General features: G+C 69.1%; 17 protein-coding genes. 8 read left to right on the top strand and 9 right to left on the bottom strand.

Annotated features, from left to right (window positions below):
* The first annotated feature begins 45 nt into the window (after window positions 1–45).
* Window positions 46–423, top strand: coding sequence for a hypothetical protein (locus tag EDC02_RS41170; protein WP_199758136.1), 378 nt, complete (start codon window positions 46–48; stop codon window positions 421–423).
* On the opposite strand, the gene EDC02_RS43040 is transcribed toward EDC02_RS41170, so the two are convergent.
* From EDC02_RS43040 to EDC02_RS39170, 3 genes are read right to left on the bottom strand one after another with little or no spacing between them, the layout of a single operon-like run.
* Window positions 339–659 carry a type II toxin-antitoxin system PemK/MazF family toxin gene (locus EDC02_RS43040; protein WP_370461632.1) on the bottom strand — a complete coding sequence of 107 codons (321 nt, stop codon included), beginning with the start codon at window positions 657–659 and terminating at the stop codon, window positions 339–341. The two genes, EDC02_RS41170 and EDC02_RS43040, sit on opposite strands and share 85 nt — an antisense overlap.
* Window positions 660–694: 35 nt before the next feature.
* A complete protein-coding gene (locus tag EDC02_RS39175) occupies window positions 695–964 on the bottom strand; it encodes a hypothetical protein (protein ID WP_123607094.1) in 270 nt (89 codons plus the stop codon).
* Between the two features lie 45 nt (window positions 965–1,009).
* On the bottom strand, window positions 1,010–1,162 hold the full coding sequence (locus EDC02_RS39170; protein WP_233606676.1) for a DivIVA domain-containing protein: 153 nt from the start codon (window positions 1,160–1,162) through the stop codon (window positions 1,010–1,012).
* A gap of 111 nt (window positions 1,163–1,273) precedes the next feature.
* Here EDC02_RS39170 and EDC02_RS39165 point away from each other — a divergent pair, with 111 nt between their 5' ends.
* Window positions 1,274–1,531 carry a hypothetical protein gene (locus EDC02_RS39165; RefSeq protein ID WP_123607092.1) on the top strand — a complete coding sequence of 86 codons (258 nt, stop codon included), beginning with the start codon at window positions 1,274–1,276 and terminating at the stop codon, window positions 1,529–1,531.
* A 66-nt stretch (window positions 1,532–1,597) separates the two neighbouring features.
* Here the strand turns inward: EDC02_RS39165 and EDC02_RS39160 are convergent, their stop codons facing one another.
* The 6 genes from EDC02_RS39160 to EDC02_RS39135 form a co-directional block, all read right to left on the bottom strand.
* Entirely contained in the window at window positions 1,598–2,422 is an 825-nt protein-coding gene (locus EDC02_RS39160) for an SDR family oxidoreductase (protein ID WP_123607091.1), read from the bottom strand.
* 89 nt (window positions 2,423–2,511) lie between these two features.
* Window positions 2,512–3,396 carry a LysR family transcriptional regulator gene (locus EDC02_RS39155; RefSeq protein ID WP_123607090.1) on the bottom strand — a complete coding sequence of 295 codons (885 nt, stop codon included), beginning with the start codon at window positions 3,394–3,396 and terminating at the stop codon, window positions 2,512–2,514.
* Window positions 3,397–3,459: 63 nt separating this feature from the next.
* A complete protein-coding gene (locus tag EDC02_RS39150; protein ID WP_148083827.1) occupies window positions 3,460–4,233 on the bottom strand; it encodes a GPP34 family phosphoprotein in 774 nt (257 codons plus the stop codon).
* 11 nt (window positions 4,234–4,244) lie between these two features.
* On the bottom strand, window positions 4,245–4,544 hold the full coding sequence (locus tag EDC02_RS39145; protein ID WP_233606747.1) for a DivIVA domain-containing protein: 300 nt from the start codon (window positions 4,542–4,544) through the stop codon (window positions 4,245–4,247).
* A gap of 75 nt (window positions 4,545–4,619) precedes the next feature.
* Window positions 4,620–4,886, bottom strand: a complete 267-nt coding sequence (locus tag EDC02_RS39140; RefSeq protein ID WP_123607087.1) for a hypothetical protein — start codon at window positions 4,884–4,886, stop codon at window positions 4,620–4,622.
* Entirely contained in the window at window positions 4,876–5,187 is a 312-nt protein-coding gene (locus EDC02_RS39135; protein ID WP_123607086.1) for a hypothetical protein, read from the bottom strand. The genes EDC02_RS39140 and EDC02_RS39135 overlap by 11 nt, the downstream gene beginning before the upstream one ends.
* A 127-nt stretch (window positions 5,188–5,314) precedes the next feature.
* Here EDC02_RS39135 and EDC02_RS39130 point away from each other — a divergent pair, with 127 nt between their 5' ends.
* The 6 genes from EDC02_RS39130 (at window position 5,315) to EDC02_RS39105 (ending at window position 11,874) form a co-directional block, all read left to right on the top strand.
* Window positions 5,315–6,097 (top strand): helix-turn-helix transcriptional regulator, encoded by a 783-nt coding sequence (locus EDC02_RS39130; RefSeq protein ID WP_123607085.1) that lies wholly within the window; start codon window positions 5,315–5,317, stop codon window positions 6,095–6,097.
* The gene (locus tag EDC02_RS39125) at window positions 6,094–6,282 is read left to right on the top strand and encodes a DUF397 domain-containing protein (protein WP_123607084.1); all 189 of its coding nucleotides are present in this window, start codon (window positions 6,094–6,096) and stop codon (window positions 6,280–6,282) included. The genes EDC02_RS39130 and EDC02_RS39125 overlap by 4 nt, the downstream gene beginning before the upstream one ends.
* A gap of 127 nt (window positions 6,283–6,409) precedes the next feature.
* Window positions 6,410–8,503 carry an N-6 DNA methylase gene (locus tag EDC02_RS39120; protein WP_123607083.1) on the top strand — a complete coding sequence of 698 codons (2,094 nt, stop codon included), beginning with the start codon at window positions 6,410–6,412 and terminating at the stop codon, window positions 8,501–8,503.
* Entirely contained in the window at window positions 8,500–9,798 is a 1,299-nt protein-coding gene (locus EDC02_RS39115; RefSeq protein WP_123607082.1) for an AAA family ATPase, read from the top strand. The genes EDC02_RS39120 and EDC02_RS39115 overlap by 4 nt, the downstream gene beginning before the upstream one ends.
* A 28-nt stretch (window positions 9,799–9,826) precedes the next feature.
* Window positions 9,827–10,471: a hypothetical protein gene (locus EDC02_RS39110; protein WP_123607081.1), complete on the top strand. Its 645-nt coding sequence runs from the start codon at window positions 9,827–9,829 to the stop codon at window positions 10,469–10,471.
* Window positions 10,468–11,874, top strand: coding sequence for a restriction endonuclease subunit S (locus EDC02_RS39105; RefSeq protein ID WP_123607080.1), 1,407 nt, complete (start codon window positions 10,468–10,470; stop codon window positions 11,872–11,874). Before EDC02_RS39110 ends, EDC02_RS39105 begins: the two co-directional genes overlap by 4 nt.
* The last annotated feature ends 1 nt before the right edge of the window (window position 11,875 follow it).

Genomic DNA, 11,875 nt, shown 5'->3' with positions numbered 1-11,875 from the left:
AGGCGAACGCCCCTTCCTGCCAGGCCGGGCACCATGCCGGGCCCGATGGTTCGGACGATCGTCACCAAGGACCATACTGCTGGACGCGTCCTCGTGACGGTGATTGAGCGCACCTTCGATCGTCGTCATCCACGCCGGCTTCCGACGGCCGGTGGTCCCGACCACACCCGGACTGCACCACCGGAAGCTCTGCGTCTGCCGCCACCCCGGACTCATGGTTACGCAGGGCAGCACCTACGACATCTATGTTGGTGGCGCAGGCAGACGGAGGGCCTGACCCTGGCCATCCGCGACACCTCGATCGGCCTGTACGACGTGGACATCTTCAGAAACCCTGCTCACGGGGTGAAGGCGACCATTTCTCTGAGCCACTCGGACAACCGCGCGATCTCATCCGAGGAGGCCGTACCCAACGGCTGTTGACGCCGGAACCGCTCGGTGGAGACCGCCGTGAGGTCCTCGGTCCGTGCCCAACTCGGGCGGGCGAGCCCAGATGCAGGCGAGTCGATACGCACGTGATGTTCCAAGCCGCGATCCCGGCTTGTCAACGGCACCACGATTGCCATCCCGATCGGGAACCGGCAGTGGGCGGTGGAGCCGACGACAACGGCTGGGCGTACGCCACCTTCCTCATGTCCGACCGGGTTACCGAAGTCCACCAACCACACCTGCCACGGTGCGAGCCTGGACTGACTCACGTGTTGTACTCCGGATACTCGTCCGACCCTGGCGGCAGGCCGTCAGCGGCAGCGTTGTCGGTCAACGACACCTCAGCCCGGTAGCTCTCCCACTCCTGCTGATCTGACCGCAGTTCGGCGTACCGCGTCATGATCTTGTTGATCTGGTGCTCGCGGATGAGCCGCCGAAGCGCCTCGGCGAGGGGAACCCCTGCGAAGTCGCGCCTGGCGATCTCTGCCAACTCGTCCCGGAGGCTCCCGTCGAGCTGCATGGTAGTCGTTGCCATAGCAGATACTATAGCTCGAACTATAGCCGCAGTGTCGCTGGCTGGTCAGGAGCAAGTACCTCGATCGTCGCGGGTCATCGCCAGCTCGGCCCGCAACGCGGCCAACTCGTCGGCGACCAGGTGCAGGAAGGCGCGTACCTCGGCCGGGTCGAGACCGCGCCGGGTGCGGTCCAGCGTTCCGATGCCTGCGGCGCTCAAGCCTTCCCTTGGGCCAGCCACAATGGCATCATGAAATCGTCAGACGTCGATCTAACGATCGCCTGGAGACACGCGGGAGATCGGCGAGTGCCCCAACCTATGGGAGGACGTATGCGAAGACTGACCACACTGCTGGTGGCGTTCATGATCGCCATGGCCGGCCTGTTCGCGACAACCGCCGCCCCGGCTTCGGCGGACTACCCGGACCCGCCGGGCGGCACGCTCCGCAACGTCTACAGTGATCTGGACTTCTGCCACTGGTACGGCAACTACGGGATCCAGAACGACCTGTGGAGTTCGTACCTCTGCCAGTACCGCGCGTACGGCAACCCGCCCAACGTCCTCTACTTCTTCTGGACGTTCGACTAGCAGGTGGCTCCTGGGGAGGCTCCACCGTGGGGCGACGGCCTGCCGCCAGCAACGGCCTCACCCAGGTCAACCGGGCGTGCGAGACGGGGGCCGGCGAGCGGGGTCGAAGACGCGGGCCATCATCAGGGCGGCTCGGCGCCGACTCACGATTCGGCTCACGAGCACGCCGAGCCGGTTACCACCGCCGTCAACGACGATCGGGCCCGGATCCCGGCGCTCGAGGTGGCGCAGCGCAGTCGCGACGACGTCCTCTGCGGCCCGCACCTTCCCTGCGGTCAGCACCGCCGCGTCCGGCCCCATCCCGGCCGTGAAATCGGTGCCGGTGGCTCCGGGGGCGACCGCGAACACCGTCAGGCCGGTGCCACGCAGCTCCGTCCATAGTGACTCGGTGAAGCTGAGCATGAACGCCTTTGCGGCGCTGTAGACGGTCATCCGAGGAGTCGGGAAGTACGCGGACACGCTGGCAAGGTTGATGATGAAGCCGTTGCCGGCACCCGTCAGCTGCGGCATGAAGGCCGCTGTCAGCGCGACCGGTGCCATCACGTCAACGGCGACCTCGGCGGTCGACCGGCTCGGGTCCACATCGGCAAACAGGGCGAAAGAGCCGATCGCGGCATTGTTGATCAGGCTTGTCACCTCGACGCCCCGGTCGGCGACCGCTTGGCGAATCTCGGTCGGCGCAGCGGGACTGGACAGGTCCGTGGGGACGACCTCGATTCGCACATCAGCAGTGCGGCGCAGCTCGTCCGCGATCGACGCCAACCGGTCGGCACGCCGCGCGACCAGCACGAGGTTCGCGCCGCGTACGGCCAGCGCCCTGGCGAAGGCGGCACCGATCCCGGAGCTCGCCCCGGTGAGCAGAACGGTCTGTGAGCGGTAGTCGACAGGCATACGACCAGCCAACGTTCTGCCGGCGGCCGTGTCCAAGACCTGTTTCGCACCCCGTCATGCAACAGGCGCATGACGATCGGGACCCAGGGTCAGCCAACGAGGAGCCGCTCAGCAGAGCGGACGAACTCTGCGACCAACGGGTTGGCGTCCCCGGCGCGGGTGACCACGGCGACCTGGCAGGGCTCGACCTCGTGGATGGCAACGGTGACCAGGTCGGGACGCAGGCTGAACCGCCGGTCATTGGCCGGGACGACGGCGATGGCACTGCCGTCGGCGATGGCTTCGAGCTTGTCGTCGTAGGTGTCGGCCAGCGTGGGACCGAGCTGGGCGGGACTGCCGTCCGGTCGGGGTTCGAGCCGCCAGAAGCCGGTCCAGTCGGCGCCCATGCCGGTGCAGCCGACCAGCGGTTCCGCAGCGATGTCCGCGACGGTCACCGACTCCTTGCCGGCCAGCCGGTGCGCGGCGGGCACGACCAGGACCCGGGGTTCGTCGTAGAGGACAGCCACGTCGAGGTCGTCGGCCGGAACCGGCAGCGGCGTACGGATGACCAGGGCGTCGGCCTGCCGGCTGAGCAGTGCGTCGGCGTCCCGGGTGTCGAGGTGGCGGGCGCGGACGTGGGCGTCGGGAAACCGGTGGCGCAGGTCGCGTACAGCGGGGGTGACGATCAGATCGTCGACGTACCCGATGGTGATGGTGTGCTCCGGTGCCGCCGCCCGCGCGGCGAGCACCGCCTGGCCGGCACGGTGCAGTAGCTGCTCGGCACGGGGCAGGAACGCCGAACCGGCGGCGGTGAGCCGGCTGCCCTGGCTGGTGCGTTCCAGCAGGCGTACGCCGAGAGCGTCCTCCAACCGCTGGATCTGTCGGCTCAGCGACGGCTGGGCGACTCGGAGCTGCTCGGCGGCGCGCGCGAAGTTCAGCTGCTCGGCGACCACGGTGAAGTACCGGACCAGCCGCAAGTCCAGATCCGGAAGCATGCCAACAGCCTACTCGTCATGCAGTTCCTGCATGGCGACGTGCGCGGCAGGCCGGTGGAGCGCTCAGCCCGCTGGTCCGCGACGCCATCGGCCGCTCCGGCGGCGGTGGGACGCGCCGTCGAGACGGTTGCGGGCAATGGTGAGCAGCTCGCCGACCTCGGTCGGCAGTCGTCCGGCGGTCTCCCGGTGCAGGTGCCGACGAGCCACCGCCGGGAGACCGGTGAGCAGTAAGTCGTCCAACCCGGTGACCAGACAGAGCCCGGCGAGCCGGGCCTCCAGTGCGGGCAACGGCTCGCCGCGCTGTAGCCGTACGGTCAGCCGGGCCCACGCCCACCCGGCCCGGTTCGCGTCGGTCGGCACCTGGCGCACGGCGGTGGTCAGCAGCCGGCGTACCGTCCGGGGCCGCACCACGCCCGCCGCGACCAGTCGCCGCGCGACCTGCTGATGAGCGCCGGGCGCGAGCAGCGCCAACCAGGTGCCGACCCGTCGGTACCCCGGCTCGGCGGCCATCCAACGCAGGGTCCAGCCGCTGAGCGCGTCCACCGGCACGTGCCGCGCCGCCAGCCAGAGCCGGCCGTCGCGCACCCGCAACGCCCCGGCGTCGACCAGGTCCACCAGCAGCGCGGCGGCCAGACCGAACCCGACCGCCCGGTCCGGCAGCCGCGGCCGGCCGGTCACCGCGTCCTGCGCCAGCAGGAAGAACTCGTCGGCCAGCAACGGTCTCCGCAGGTGCACCGCCGGCAACGGCAGCGTCAACGCGGCGTCGGCCCAACCGGCGGTCCCGGTCCCGGCCCTGGCCCCGGTGTGGTGGACCATCATGGCTCCCTTCGCGGTCACGGGCCGACGGCCTACGCCGGCATCCGGGCCTGGAACTGGCGCGACTGCCAGTCCCGCAGCGCCTGCTTGATCCGTACGTTCTCGTCGCGGGTCATCGCCAGCTCGGCCCGCAACGCGGCCAGCTCATCGGCGACCAGGTGCAGGAAGGCACGTACCTCGGCCGGGTCGAGACCGCGCCGGGTGCGGTCCAGGAACTGGCGGTCGCGGACCAGCCCCGGGCTGATCGACGGCCGGGCCGCAGCGCGGTAGTGGCGGGTGCCGGCGTTGCGGGTGTGCGGCCGGGACTGCCGCCGGGTACGCCGGGGAAACAGGACGAGGTGGAGAAGCCTGCGCACGGTGGAACCACCTTTCGCATTTCGACGGGATCGCTGTCAGGGTGTTTCTGATCAGGAGCGAGATTCGGGGGTACGGCCGTCGCGTTCGACAACGCCGGGCCGCCGCAAGGCGTGTTTGAACACCGACAGCAGCATCATCTGGCCGGTGCGGGGGCCGCTGACGAAGGTGCCCATCACCGCGATCATGGTCACGTGTGGAATGTCGTGACCGTGCCGCAGATGGGACACCCGGATCGCCACCGGGCCGTTGCCGAATGCCCAGTCCTCGGCGCGCAGCCGCAACACGTCGCCGACCTTGATCAACGGTTCACCGGACAATTTCGCACCACCCTCCGTCGTCGCCGCTCCGGCCGTCGTCGCTGCTCTCCGGCGGATGCGGGAACTCCGGCGGCGACAAGCCGGCGACGGTGAGGACGGTCCGGATCCGCCGTGCTCGCGGCACGTCGCGCCGGTCGAGGATCGCCAGGGCCATGGTGAACGGTGCGCAGAACGCGACCGATCCGCACGTCGGGCATTCGCCGATCCGCCTCGGAAGGTGCTTCTCAGCGGTCTCCCTTGCGTGCCGCAACACCGGGTCGTCGTCCGGGTCCGCCCCGGCGGCCACCACCTTTTTGATCATCAAATCCCTCCCGATTTTCTGCTGTCAGCAGATCCACCCTGGACCCGCAGCGCCAGCAGTGGAAGGATTCCCACCAACAGAACCCGTTCCGAAACTTCGATCTTGAATCGGGAAGGACCGGTAATTCGTGAGCAGCAACGGGGTTCCCCGCACTCTCAAGTTCCTCCGCACCCTCAACGGAGGCATGACCCAGGAGCAGTTGGCGCAGCGGCTGAGCGTCTCTACCTCGCTTATCGCCAAGTTCGAGACGGCCCGGCAGATCCCCCTGCCGGACACCGCCGAGCAGATCGACGATGTCTTCGGCAGCGGCACCCTGGTGCAGGAGACCGCCGCGGACGCCCGCAACGCCGTCCCGCCGGACTGGTTCCAGCCGTGGCCGGAGTACGAGGCCGAGGCCGAGATGCTGCGCGGGTACGAGTCAACCTACGTCCCCGGGCTGTTGCAGACCGAGGCGTACGCCCGCGCGGTGCTCGCCGTCGGCCTGCTCCCGCCGGAGGTGGCCGAGCAGCGGCTGGCGCACCGGCTGGCCCGCCAGGCCACCGTCTTCGACCGCAGGACGCCGCCGGTCACCTCGTTCATCGTCGACGAGGCGGCGCTACGGCGGGGCGACCCGGTGATGATGAAGGAGCAGTTGCTGCACCTGGTCGACATGTCGCGGCGCGACCGGGTGCTGCTGCACGTGGTGCCGGTCGACGCCGGGCTCTACATCGGCCAGCTGGGCAACTTCGCGCTGGCCACGCTGCCGGACGGGGCGACGGTGGCCTATGCGGAGAACCCGGTGGACGGCCGCACCTACGAGGAGCCGGCCAAGGTCGCCGCCTTCGTCAACGCCTGGGAGGCGATACGCTCGGTGGCACTGCCCCAAGACATGTCCCGAGACCTGATCGCGAGAATGGCAGAGGAGCTATGACCCAGCCCGCGTGGCGCACCGCCAGCCGCAGCAACAGCAACGGCGGCAACTGTGTCGAGGTCGCCGACAACCTGCCCGGCCAGGTACTGGTCCGCGACAGCAAGGACCGCACCGGCGGCACCCTCACCTTCACCCCCACCGCCTGGTCCACCTTCGTCGCCCAGGCCGCCACCACCCGACCCTGACCACCACCCCCGGACCTGCCCCTACCCCCGACCCCGGGCAGTTCCGGGGGGTGTCGGTTGCCGACATGTCGGTCGCACCGGCGACAATGATCGAGACTTGATCGACTCAGAGGGGTTGGCACAACGGATGATTGACGACAGGGGCCACGACGTCGCGTCGGGCGACGAATCCGGCACGGCAGCGGTCGCCGGAGCTGGGCCGGAGTCCCTGTCGAACGACGAGACCATCGACTTCATCACCAACACACCGGTACGGCTGCGCGGCAACGAAGAGGTCCGCCAGCGCATCGCTCACGCGCTGGCCGTGGAGTACGGCATCTCGACCGACGACATGGCCCGCGACTTCCCGATCCCGGTCGAGCTCGACGGGCGACGCCGCCGGATCCGCAAGGCCGACATCGCGGTCTTCACCCCCGGCGCGCAGCAGACCCTGGAAAACCTGCAACGGGTGGTGATCTGCAAACCGGAGCCAAAGGCCAGCCGGGCCGTCACCAAGATCAGGACCCATGAGCAGGCCCGGCAGGATGTGGAGGAGCTTCAGGATCTGCTCGGCACCCCGGCCACCCCCAACGCGCGGTACGGCCTGTGGACCAACGGCCTGGACTTCTTTTTCCTGCAGCGGGAAAACACCCGGTTCGGAGCGAAGTTCCCAGCGCGGGCCGACTGGCCGGTCGACGCCGCCAGCTTCGGCGGCGCGGCCGGATCCGCTGCCCGGCTGCGCCGGGGCGAGGCGGCCATGCTCAAGACCGCCTTCCGGCGCTGCCACAACTATGTACACGGCAACGAGGGCCTGCCCAAGGACGCCGCGTTCTGGCAGTTCCTCTACCTGATCTTCGCCAAGGTGCACGACGAGCGGGTCAGCCGCCGACAGCACCGCGCGCCCCGGTTCTTCGCCACCCCACAGGAGCCCTTCACCAACGAGGGCCGAGCGGCGATCGCCGAGCGCATCCACGAGCTCTTCGACGAGGTGAAGAAGGAATACCCGCTCTTCACCGACCGCGACCAGATCAGCCTCTCGCCGCGCGCGCTCGCCTTCATCGTCGGCGAGCTCGCCTCCTACGACCTGGCCGGCACCGACATCGACGTCAAGGGCATGGCGTACCAGGAGCTGGTCGGCATCAACCTGCGCGGCGACCGGGGGCAGTACTTCACCCCGAAGGGCGCGGTGGAGCTGATGGTACGGATGCTCGACCCCAAGGAGCACGAAACCGTCCTCGACCCGGCCTGCGGCACCGGCGGCTTCCTCCGCGAGACCCTGCGCCACTTGCTCGACCAGTGGCGCGCGGCGGAGGGCACCAAGGGTCTACCCGACACCGAACCGCAGCTGATCGAGCACCAGGAGCGGCTGGCCCGATACTCCAAGACCCATCTCTTCGGGGCCGACTTCGACCCGTTCCTGGTGCGGGCCTCGCAGATGAGCGTCATGCTCTCCACCGGTGACGAGGGCAACGTCTACCACCTGGATTCCCTCGCCTTCCCCGACGGCCACCTGGCGGACCGGCACGCCGCTGCCGAACGCATCCCACTGGGCAGCGTTGACGTGCTGATGACCAACCCGCCTTTCGGCTCGGACATCAAGATCGAGGACGCCGACATTCTCGACGCCTACCGGGGTGGGGTGGCCCAGTCCTGGACCCGCAACCGGGAAACCGGCCAGGTCGAGGCCGGTCCCGGCCGGGTGTCGGCGATGTCGCCGGAGCAGCTGTTCATCCAACGGGCGGTCGACTGGGTCAAGCCCGGTGGGCGGGTCGGCATCGTGCTGCCCAACGGCATCCTGTCCAACCCCGGCCCGATGGACGAAGGGATCCGCCGCTGGATCCTCGACAACTGCTGGATCCTGGCCAGCGTCGAACTGCCGGTGGAGACCTTCATTGTCGACGCGCACGTCAACATCCTCACCTCGGTGCTGCTGCTCAAGAAGAAGACCGACCGGGAGAAGCTGGCAGCGGAGCTCGGCGAGCGGCCCGACTATCCGGTTTTCATGGCCGTCGCCGAGAAGGTCGGCGTGGACCGACGCGGCAACAAGATCTACAAGTGCCGGCCCGACGGCGTGCCGATCCTGCGAGACACCGTGGAGCGCATCCCGGTCTACCGCAACGGCGGCACCAGTCATCGGGAGGTCACCCGCAAGAAGCCGGTCGTCGACAACGACCTGCCGGAGATCGTCGACGCCTACCGCCGGTTCCGCGCCGAGCACCCCGAGCCGGGTGAGCGCACATGATCAGCCGGATCGAGGCCTACCAGTACCGCTGCTTCGCCCAGCTGAGCATCGACCTGGGCGGGTTCCACGTGCTCGCCGGCGCCAACGGCGCCGGCAAGAGCACCCTGCTCGACATCCCGGTGCTGCTCGGTGACCTGCTCAATCAGCAGCGGGTCGCCGACGCCTTCCTCCGCCCCCAGGGCTGGCGGGACGTGCCCCGGGCGCACACCCTCACCGAGCTGGTGCACCAGGGGCGCGGCGACACGGTGGCCTTCTCGATCGAGGCCGCGCTGCCGGCGGACATCGTCAACACCATGGCCGGCCGCAGCACCGCGTCGACAGTGCACCGGGTCCCAGACCACCTGCGCTACGAGCTGCGGCTGCGGATCTTCAACGACGAGTTGCAGGTCGACGGGGAGTACCTCTACCTCTTCTCCGACGCCGACCGGCGCCGACCGACGGCGGGCATCGCGATGCAAGGTGCCGACCTGCCCAGACGCGGCCGGTCCGCTCGCCAGGCCGCCCAGCCGGTCATCCACCGCGGGCCGGGCGAGCCGACCACGTTCACCGCCGAGACGACCACCCGGGGCACACGGGTGCCCGACTTCCGGGTGCCGGCCAGTCAGGTCGCGCTGGCCGCCGTACCGGCGGATCCGGAGCTCTTCCCGGCGGCGCTGTGGTTCGCCGGCCTGCTGCGCGAAGGTGCGGTCTTCTTCGACCCGGACTGGACGAAGCTGCGCCAGGCCGCCGCGCCCGGTGACCCGCTGCGGGTGCTGCCCTCCGGGCGCAACCTGCCCTGGCTGGTGGCCCACCTGCAACAGGAGGACCCGCAGGGGTTCGCCCTCTGGATCGATCACCTGCAGACGGCGTTGCCGCAGATCAGCGGGGTCGAGGCGATCGAACGCGCCGACGACCACTACGCATACCTGTCGGTGGAGTACGCCGGTGGCTACCGGGTCACCTCGTCCGGGCTGTCCGAAGGCACCCTGCGGATCCTGTCGCTGTCGTTGCTGCCCTACCTGCCCAGCTCCGCGCTGCCCCGCCTGCTGGTCACCGAGGAGCCGGAGAACGGCATCCACCCCCGGGCCATCGAGACCGTGGTGCAGTCGCTGGCCGCCCTCACCGACGACCAGGTCTGGATCTCCACCCAGTCGCCGATCGTGCTGGCCAACACCGACCTCGCCAGCATCGTGCTCGCCCGGCTCGACGGCGACGGCGCGGTCGAGGTCATCGCCGGCACCGACCACCCCCGGATGCAGGACTGGCACGGCAGTGTCGACATCGGCACCCTCTTCGCCTCAGGAGTGCTCTCGTGACCTTCGCTCCCCCCGGACGCCCCCGCCCATGCGTGATGTGATCTTCCTGGTCGCGGACGGTTCGATGCAGCAGATGCTGCACGGCTTCCTCGGCCGACCCGAGTTTCACCGCAGCGTGGGTTGCCGGCGGTTCGACTTCGACCCGCGCCACGACGTGGTCGTCTCGCCCACCAAGGACCCCGGCGTCTACCGGCAGGGGCCGGAGCTGCTGCGCAGGTACCGGCGCAGCCACGACCGCGCCGTGATCATGCTGGACAACGACTGGCAGGGCACCCCCGGCCCGGAGAAGATCCACAGTGAGCTCAGCCAGCGGATGCGTGACTCGTGGGCCGAGTTCGCGGTCATCGTGATCGAGCCAGAGCTGGAAGCCTGGGTCTGGCAGGACAACCCCCGGGTCGCCCAGGCGCTCAACTGCCCGCCCAACTTCCGGCAGATCCTGGCCAGCAGTGGCTTCTGGCCGCCGGAGCTCGCCAAACCGGCGCGGCCCAAGGAAGCCCTCGAACATCTACGCGACCGCTACCGCGACCTGCGCCGCGACGGCTACCGGGTTGACCGGTCCCCGGCGCTGTTCAAGCGGCTGGCCGCCGGGATCTCGGTCAAGGGCTGCGTCGACCCGGCGTTCCTGACCCTGCGCGACACGCTACGTGACTGGTTTCCCGAGGAGGAGCTGTGAAGCTTGCCAGCCCAGACAATCCCGTCCAGGCGAGCTGGCTGGCCGAGCAGGGGTCCCGCCTCGACCCGGGGCCGTACGTCTCGGACGCCTACGCCGCCCGAAAGTACCTGGGTCGGATGCCGCACGCCGAGCCGCTGCACACGGTCACCGCACGGATCTTCCACTCCGGTCGGGCGACGCGCGAGTGGACCACCGACCCGGCACACGGGGTGCCGTTCCTCGGCAGCGCCGACATCTTCGAGGCCGACCTGACCAACCTGCCGAGGATCACCAAGCGCTCATTCGAGAAGATCCCGAACCTACCACTGGAGCCGGGCTGGACCCTGGTCACCCGCTCCGGGATGACCGCCGGCCGGGTCACCTACGCCCGGCTCAGCATGGCCGGGGCGGCCTGCAGCGAACACGTCATGCGGGTGGTGCCCGATCTGGCCCGAATCCCGGCCGGCTACCTCTACACCTTCCTGGCCAGCCCGTTCGGCATTCCGATCATCAAGGGCGGCATCTACGGCACCAGCGTCAGACACATCGAGCCGAGCCACGTCGCCGATCTGCCGGTGCCCCGCTTCGGTGGCGGCGTCGAAGACCGGATCGACGCCCTGATCAGCGAGGCGATGCAGCTGCGCCAGCGCTACGAGGACGGCGTCCGGGAAGCGACCCGCGACCTGTTCGTCAGCGCCGGCATCCCCGAGCTGCTCGACCTGCGCTGGCACGACCAGGAGCGGGACCTCGGCTTCACCATCGAGCGACCCACCGCGCTGTCGCTGCGTGCTCTCAACTACTCCCCCCGCGCCCGCCGCGTCATCGACACCCTCCGCTCCGTCCCCCACCACCCCCTCGGCAACATCTGCAAAGGCGGCTATCTGGGTTCCGGAGTCCGATTCAAGCGGGTTGACGCTAACCCCGAACATGGGGCAAGGCTGATCGGGCAACGGCAGGGCTTCTGGCTCCGGCCCGAGGGTAGGTGGATCAATCCCAACGAAGCACCGGCTGACATCTATGCGAAGGATGAAACTGTCCTTGTTGCTGCTCAGGGCACACTCGGTGAGACCGAAGTCTTTTGCCGGCCGGTGTTCGTCACAGGAACGTGGCTCGAAAATGTCTACACTCAGCATTTTCTTCGGGTGGTCTCGGGGGATCCGCAGGTGCCGGGGGCGTACCTGTTCGCGTTCCTCCGGTCCGAAGTGGCGTTCCGGATGCTCCGCTCGATGAGCACCGGCGGCAAACAGCAGGACATCCACGAATCGTTGCGCGCCGATCTACCCGTGCCGATGGTGGTGGCGGCCGACCGGGAACGGATCGCCGGGGTGGTGCGGCAGGCGTATCGTGACCGCGACGATGCGGACCGCAAGGAGGACGAGGCGTTTGCTCTGCTCGACAAGGCGGTGCGAGAGGCGGCGCGCTGAG

It is taken from the genome of Micromonospora sp. Llam0 (assembly GCF_003751085.1).
In the GTDB taxonomy this organism is placed as follows: domain Bacteria; phylum Actinomycetota; class Actinomycetes; order Mycobacteriales; family Micromonosporaceae; genus Micromonospora_E.
The sequence above is the reverse complement of the archived record's forward strand: the minus strand, read 5'-3'. Positions and strand labels throughout refer to the sequence as shown.

Excerpts from the sequence above, each read along its gene's own strand:
- EDC02_RS41170 (WP_199758136.1), top strand. The coding sequence starts at position 46 with ATGGTTCGGACGATCGTCACCAAGGACCATACTGCTGGACGCGTCCTC.
- EDC02_RS39175 (WP_123607094.1), bottom strand. The coding sequence starts at position 964 with ATGGCAACGACTACCATGCAGCTCGACGGGAGCCTCCGGGACGAGTTG.
- EDC02_RS39165 (WP_123607092.1), top strand. The coding sequence starts at position 1,274 with ATGCGAAGACTGACCACACTGCTGGTGGCGTTCATGATCGCCATGGCC.
- EDC02_RS39160 (WP_123607091.1), bottom strand. The coding sequence starts at position 2,422 with ATGCCTGTCGACTACCGCTCACAGACCGTTCTGCTCACCGGGGCGAGC.
- EDC02_RS39155 (WP_123607090.1), bottom strand. The coding sequence starts at position 3,396 with ATGCTTCCGGATCTGGACTTGCGGCTGGTCCGGTACTTCACCGTGGTC.
- EDC02_RS39135 (WP_123607086.1), bottom strand. The coding sequence starts at position 5,187 with ATGATCAAAAAGGTGGTGGCCGCCGGGGCGGACCCGGACGACGACCCG.
- EDC02_RS39125 (WP_123607084.1), top strand. The coding sequence starts at position 6,094 with ATGACCCAGCCCGCGTGGCGCACCGCCAGCCGCAGCAACAGCAACGGC.
- EDC02_RS39120 (WP_123607083.1), top strand. The coding sequence starts at position 6,410 with ATGATTGACGACAGGGGCCACGACGTCGCGTCGGGCGACGAATCCGGC.
- EDC02_RS39115 (WP_123607082.1), top strand. The coding sequence starts at position 8,500 with ATGATCAGCCGGATCGAGGCCTACCAGTACCGCTGCTTCGCCCAGCTG.
- EDC02_RS39110 (WP_123607081.1), top strand. The coding sequence starts at position 9,827 with ATGCGTGATGTGATCTTCCTGGTCGCGGACGGTTCGATGCAGCAGATG.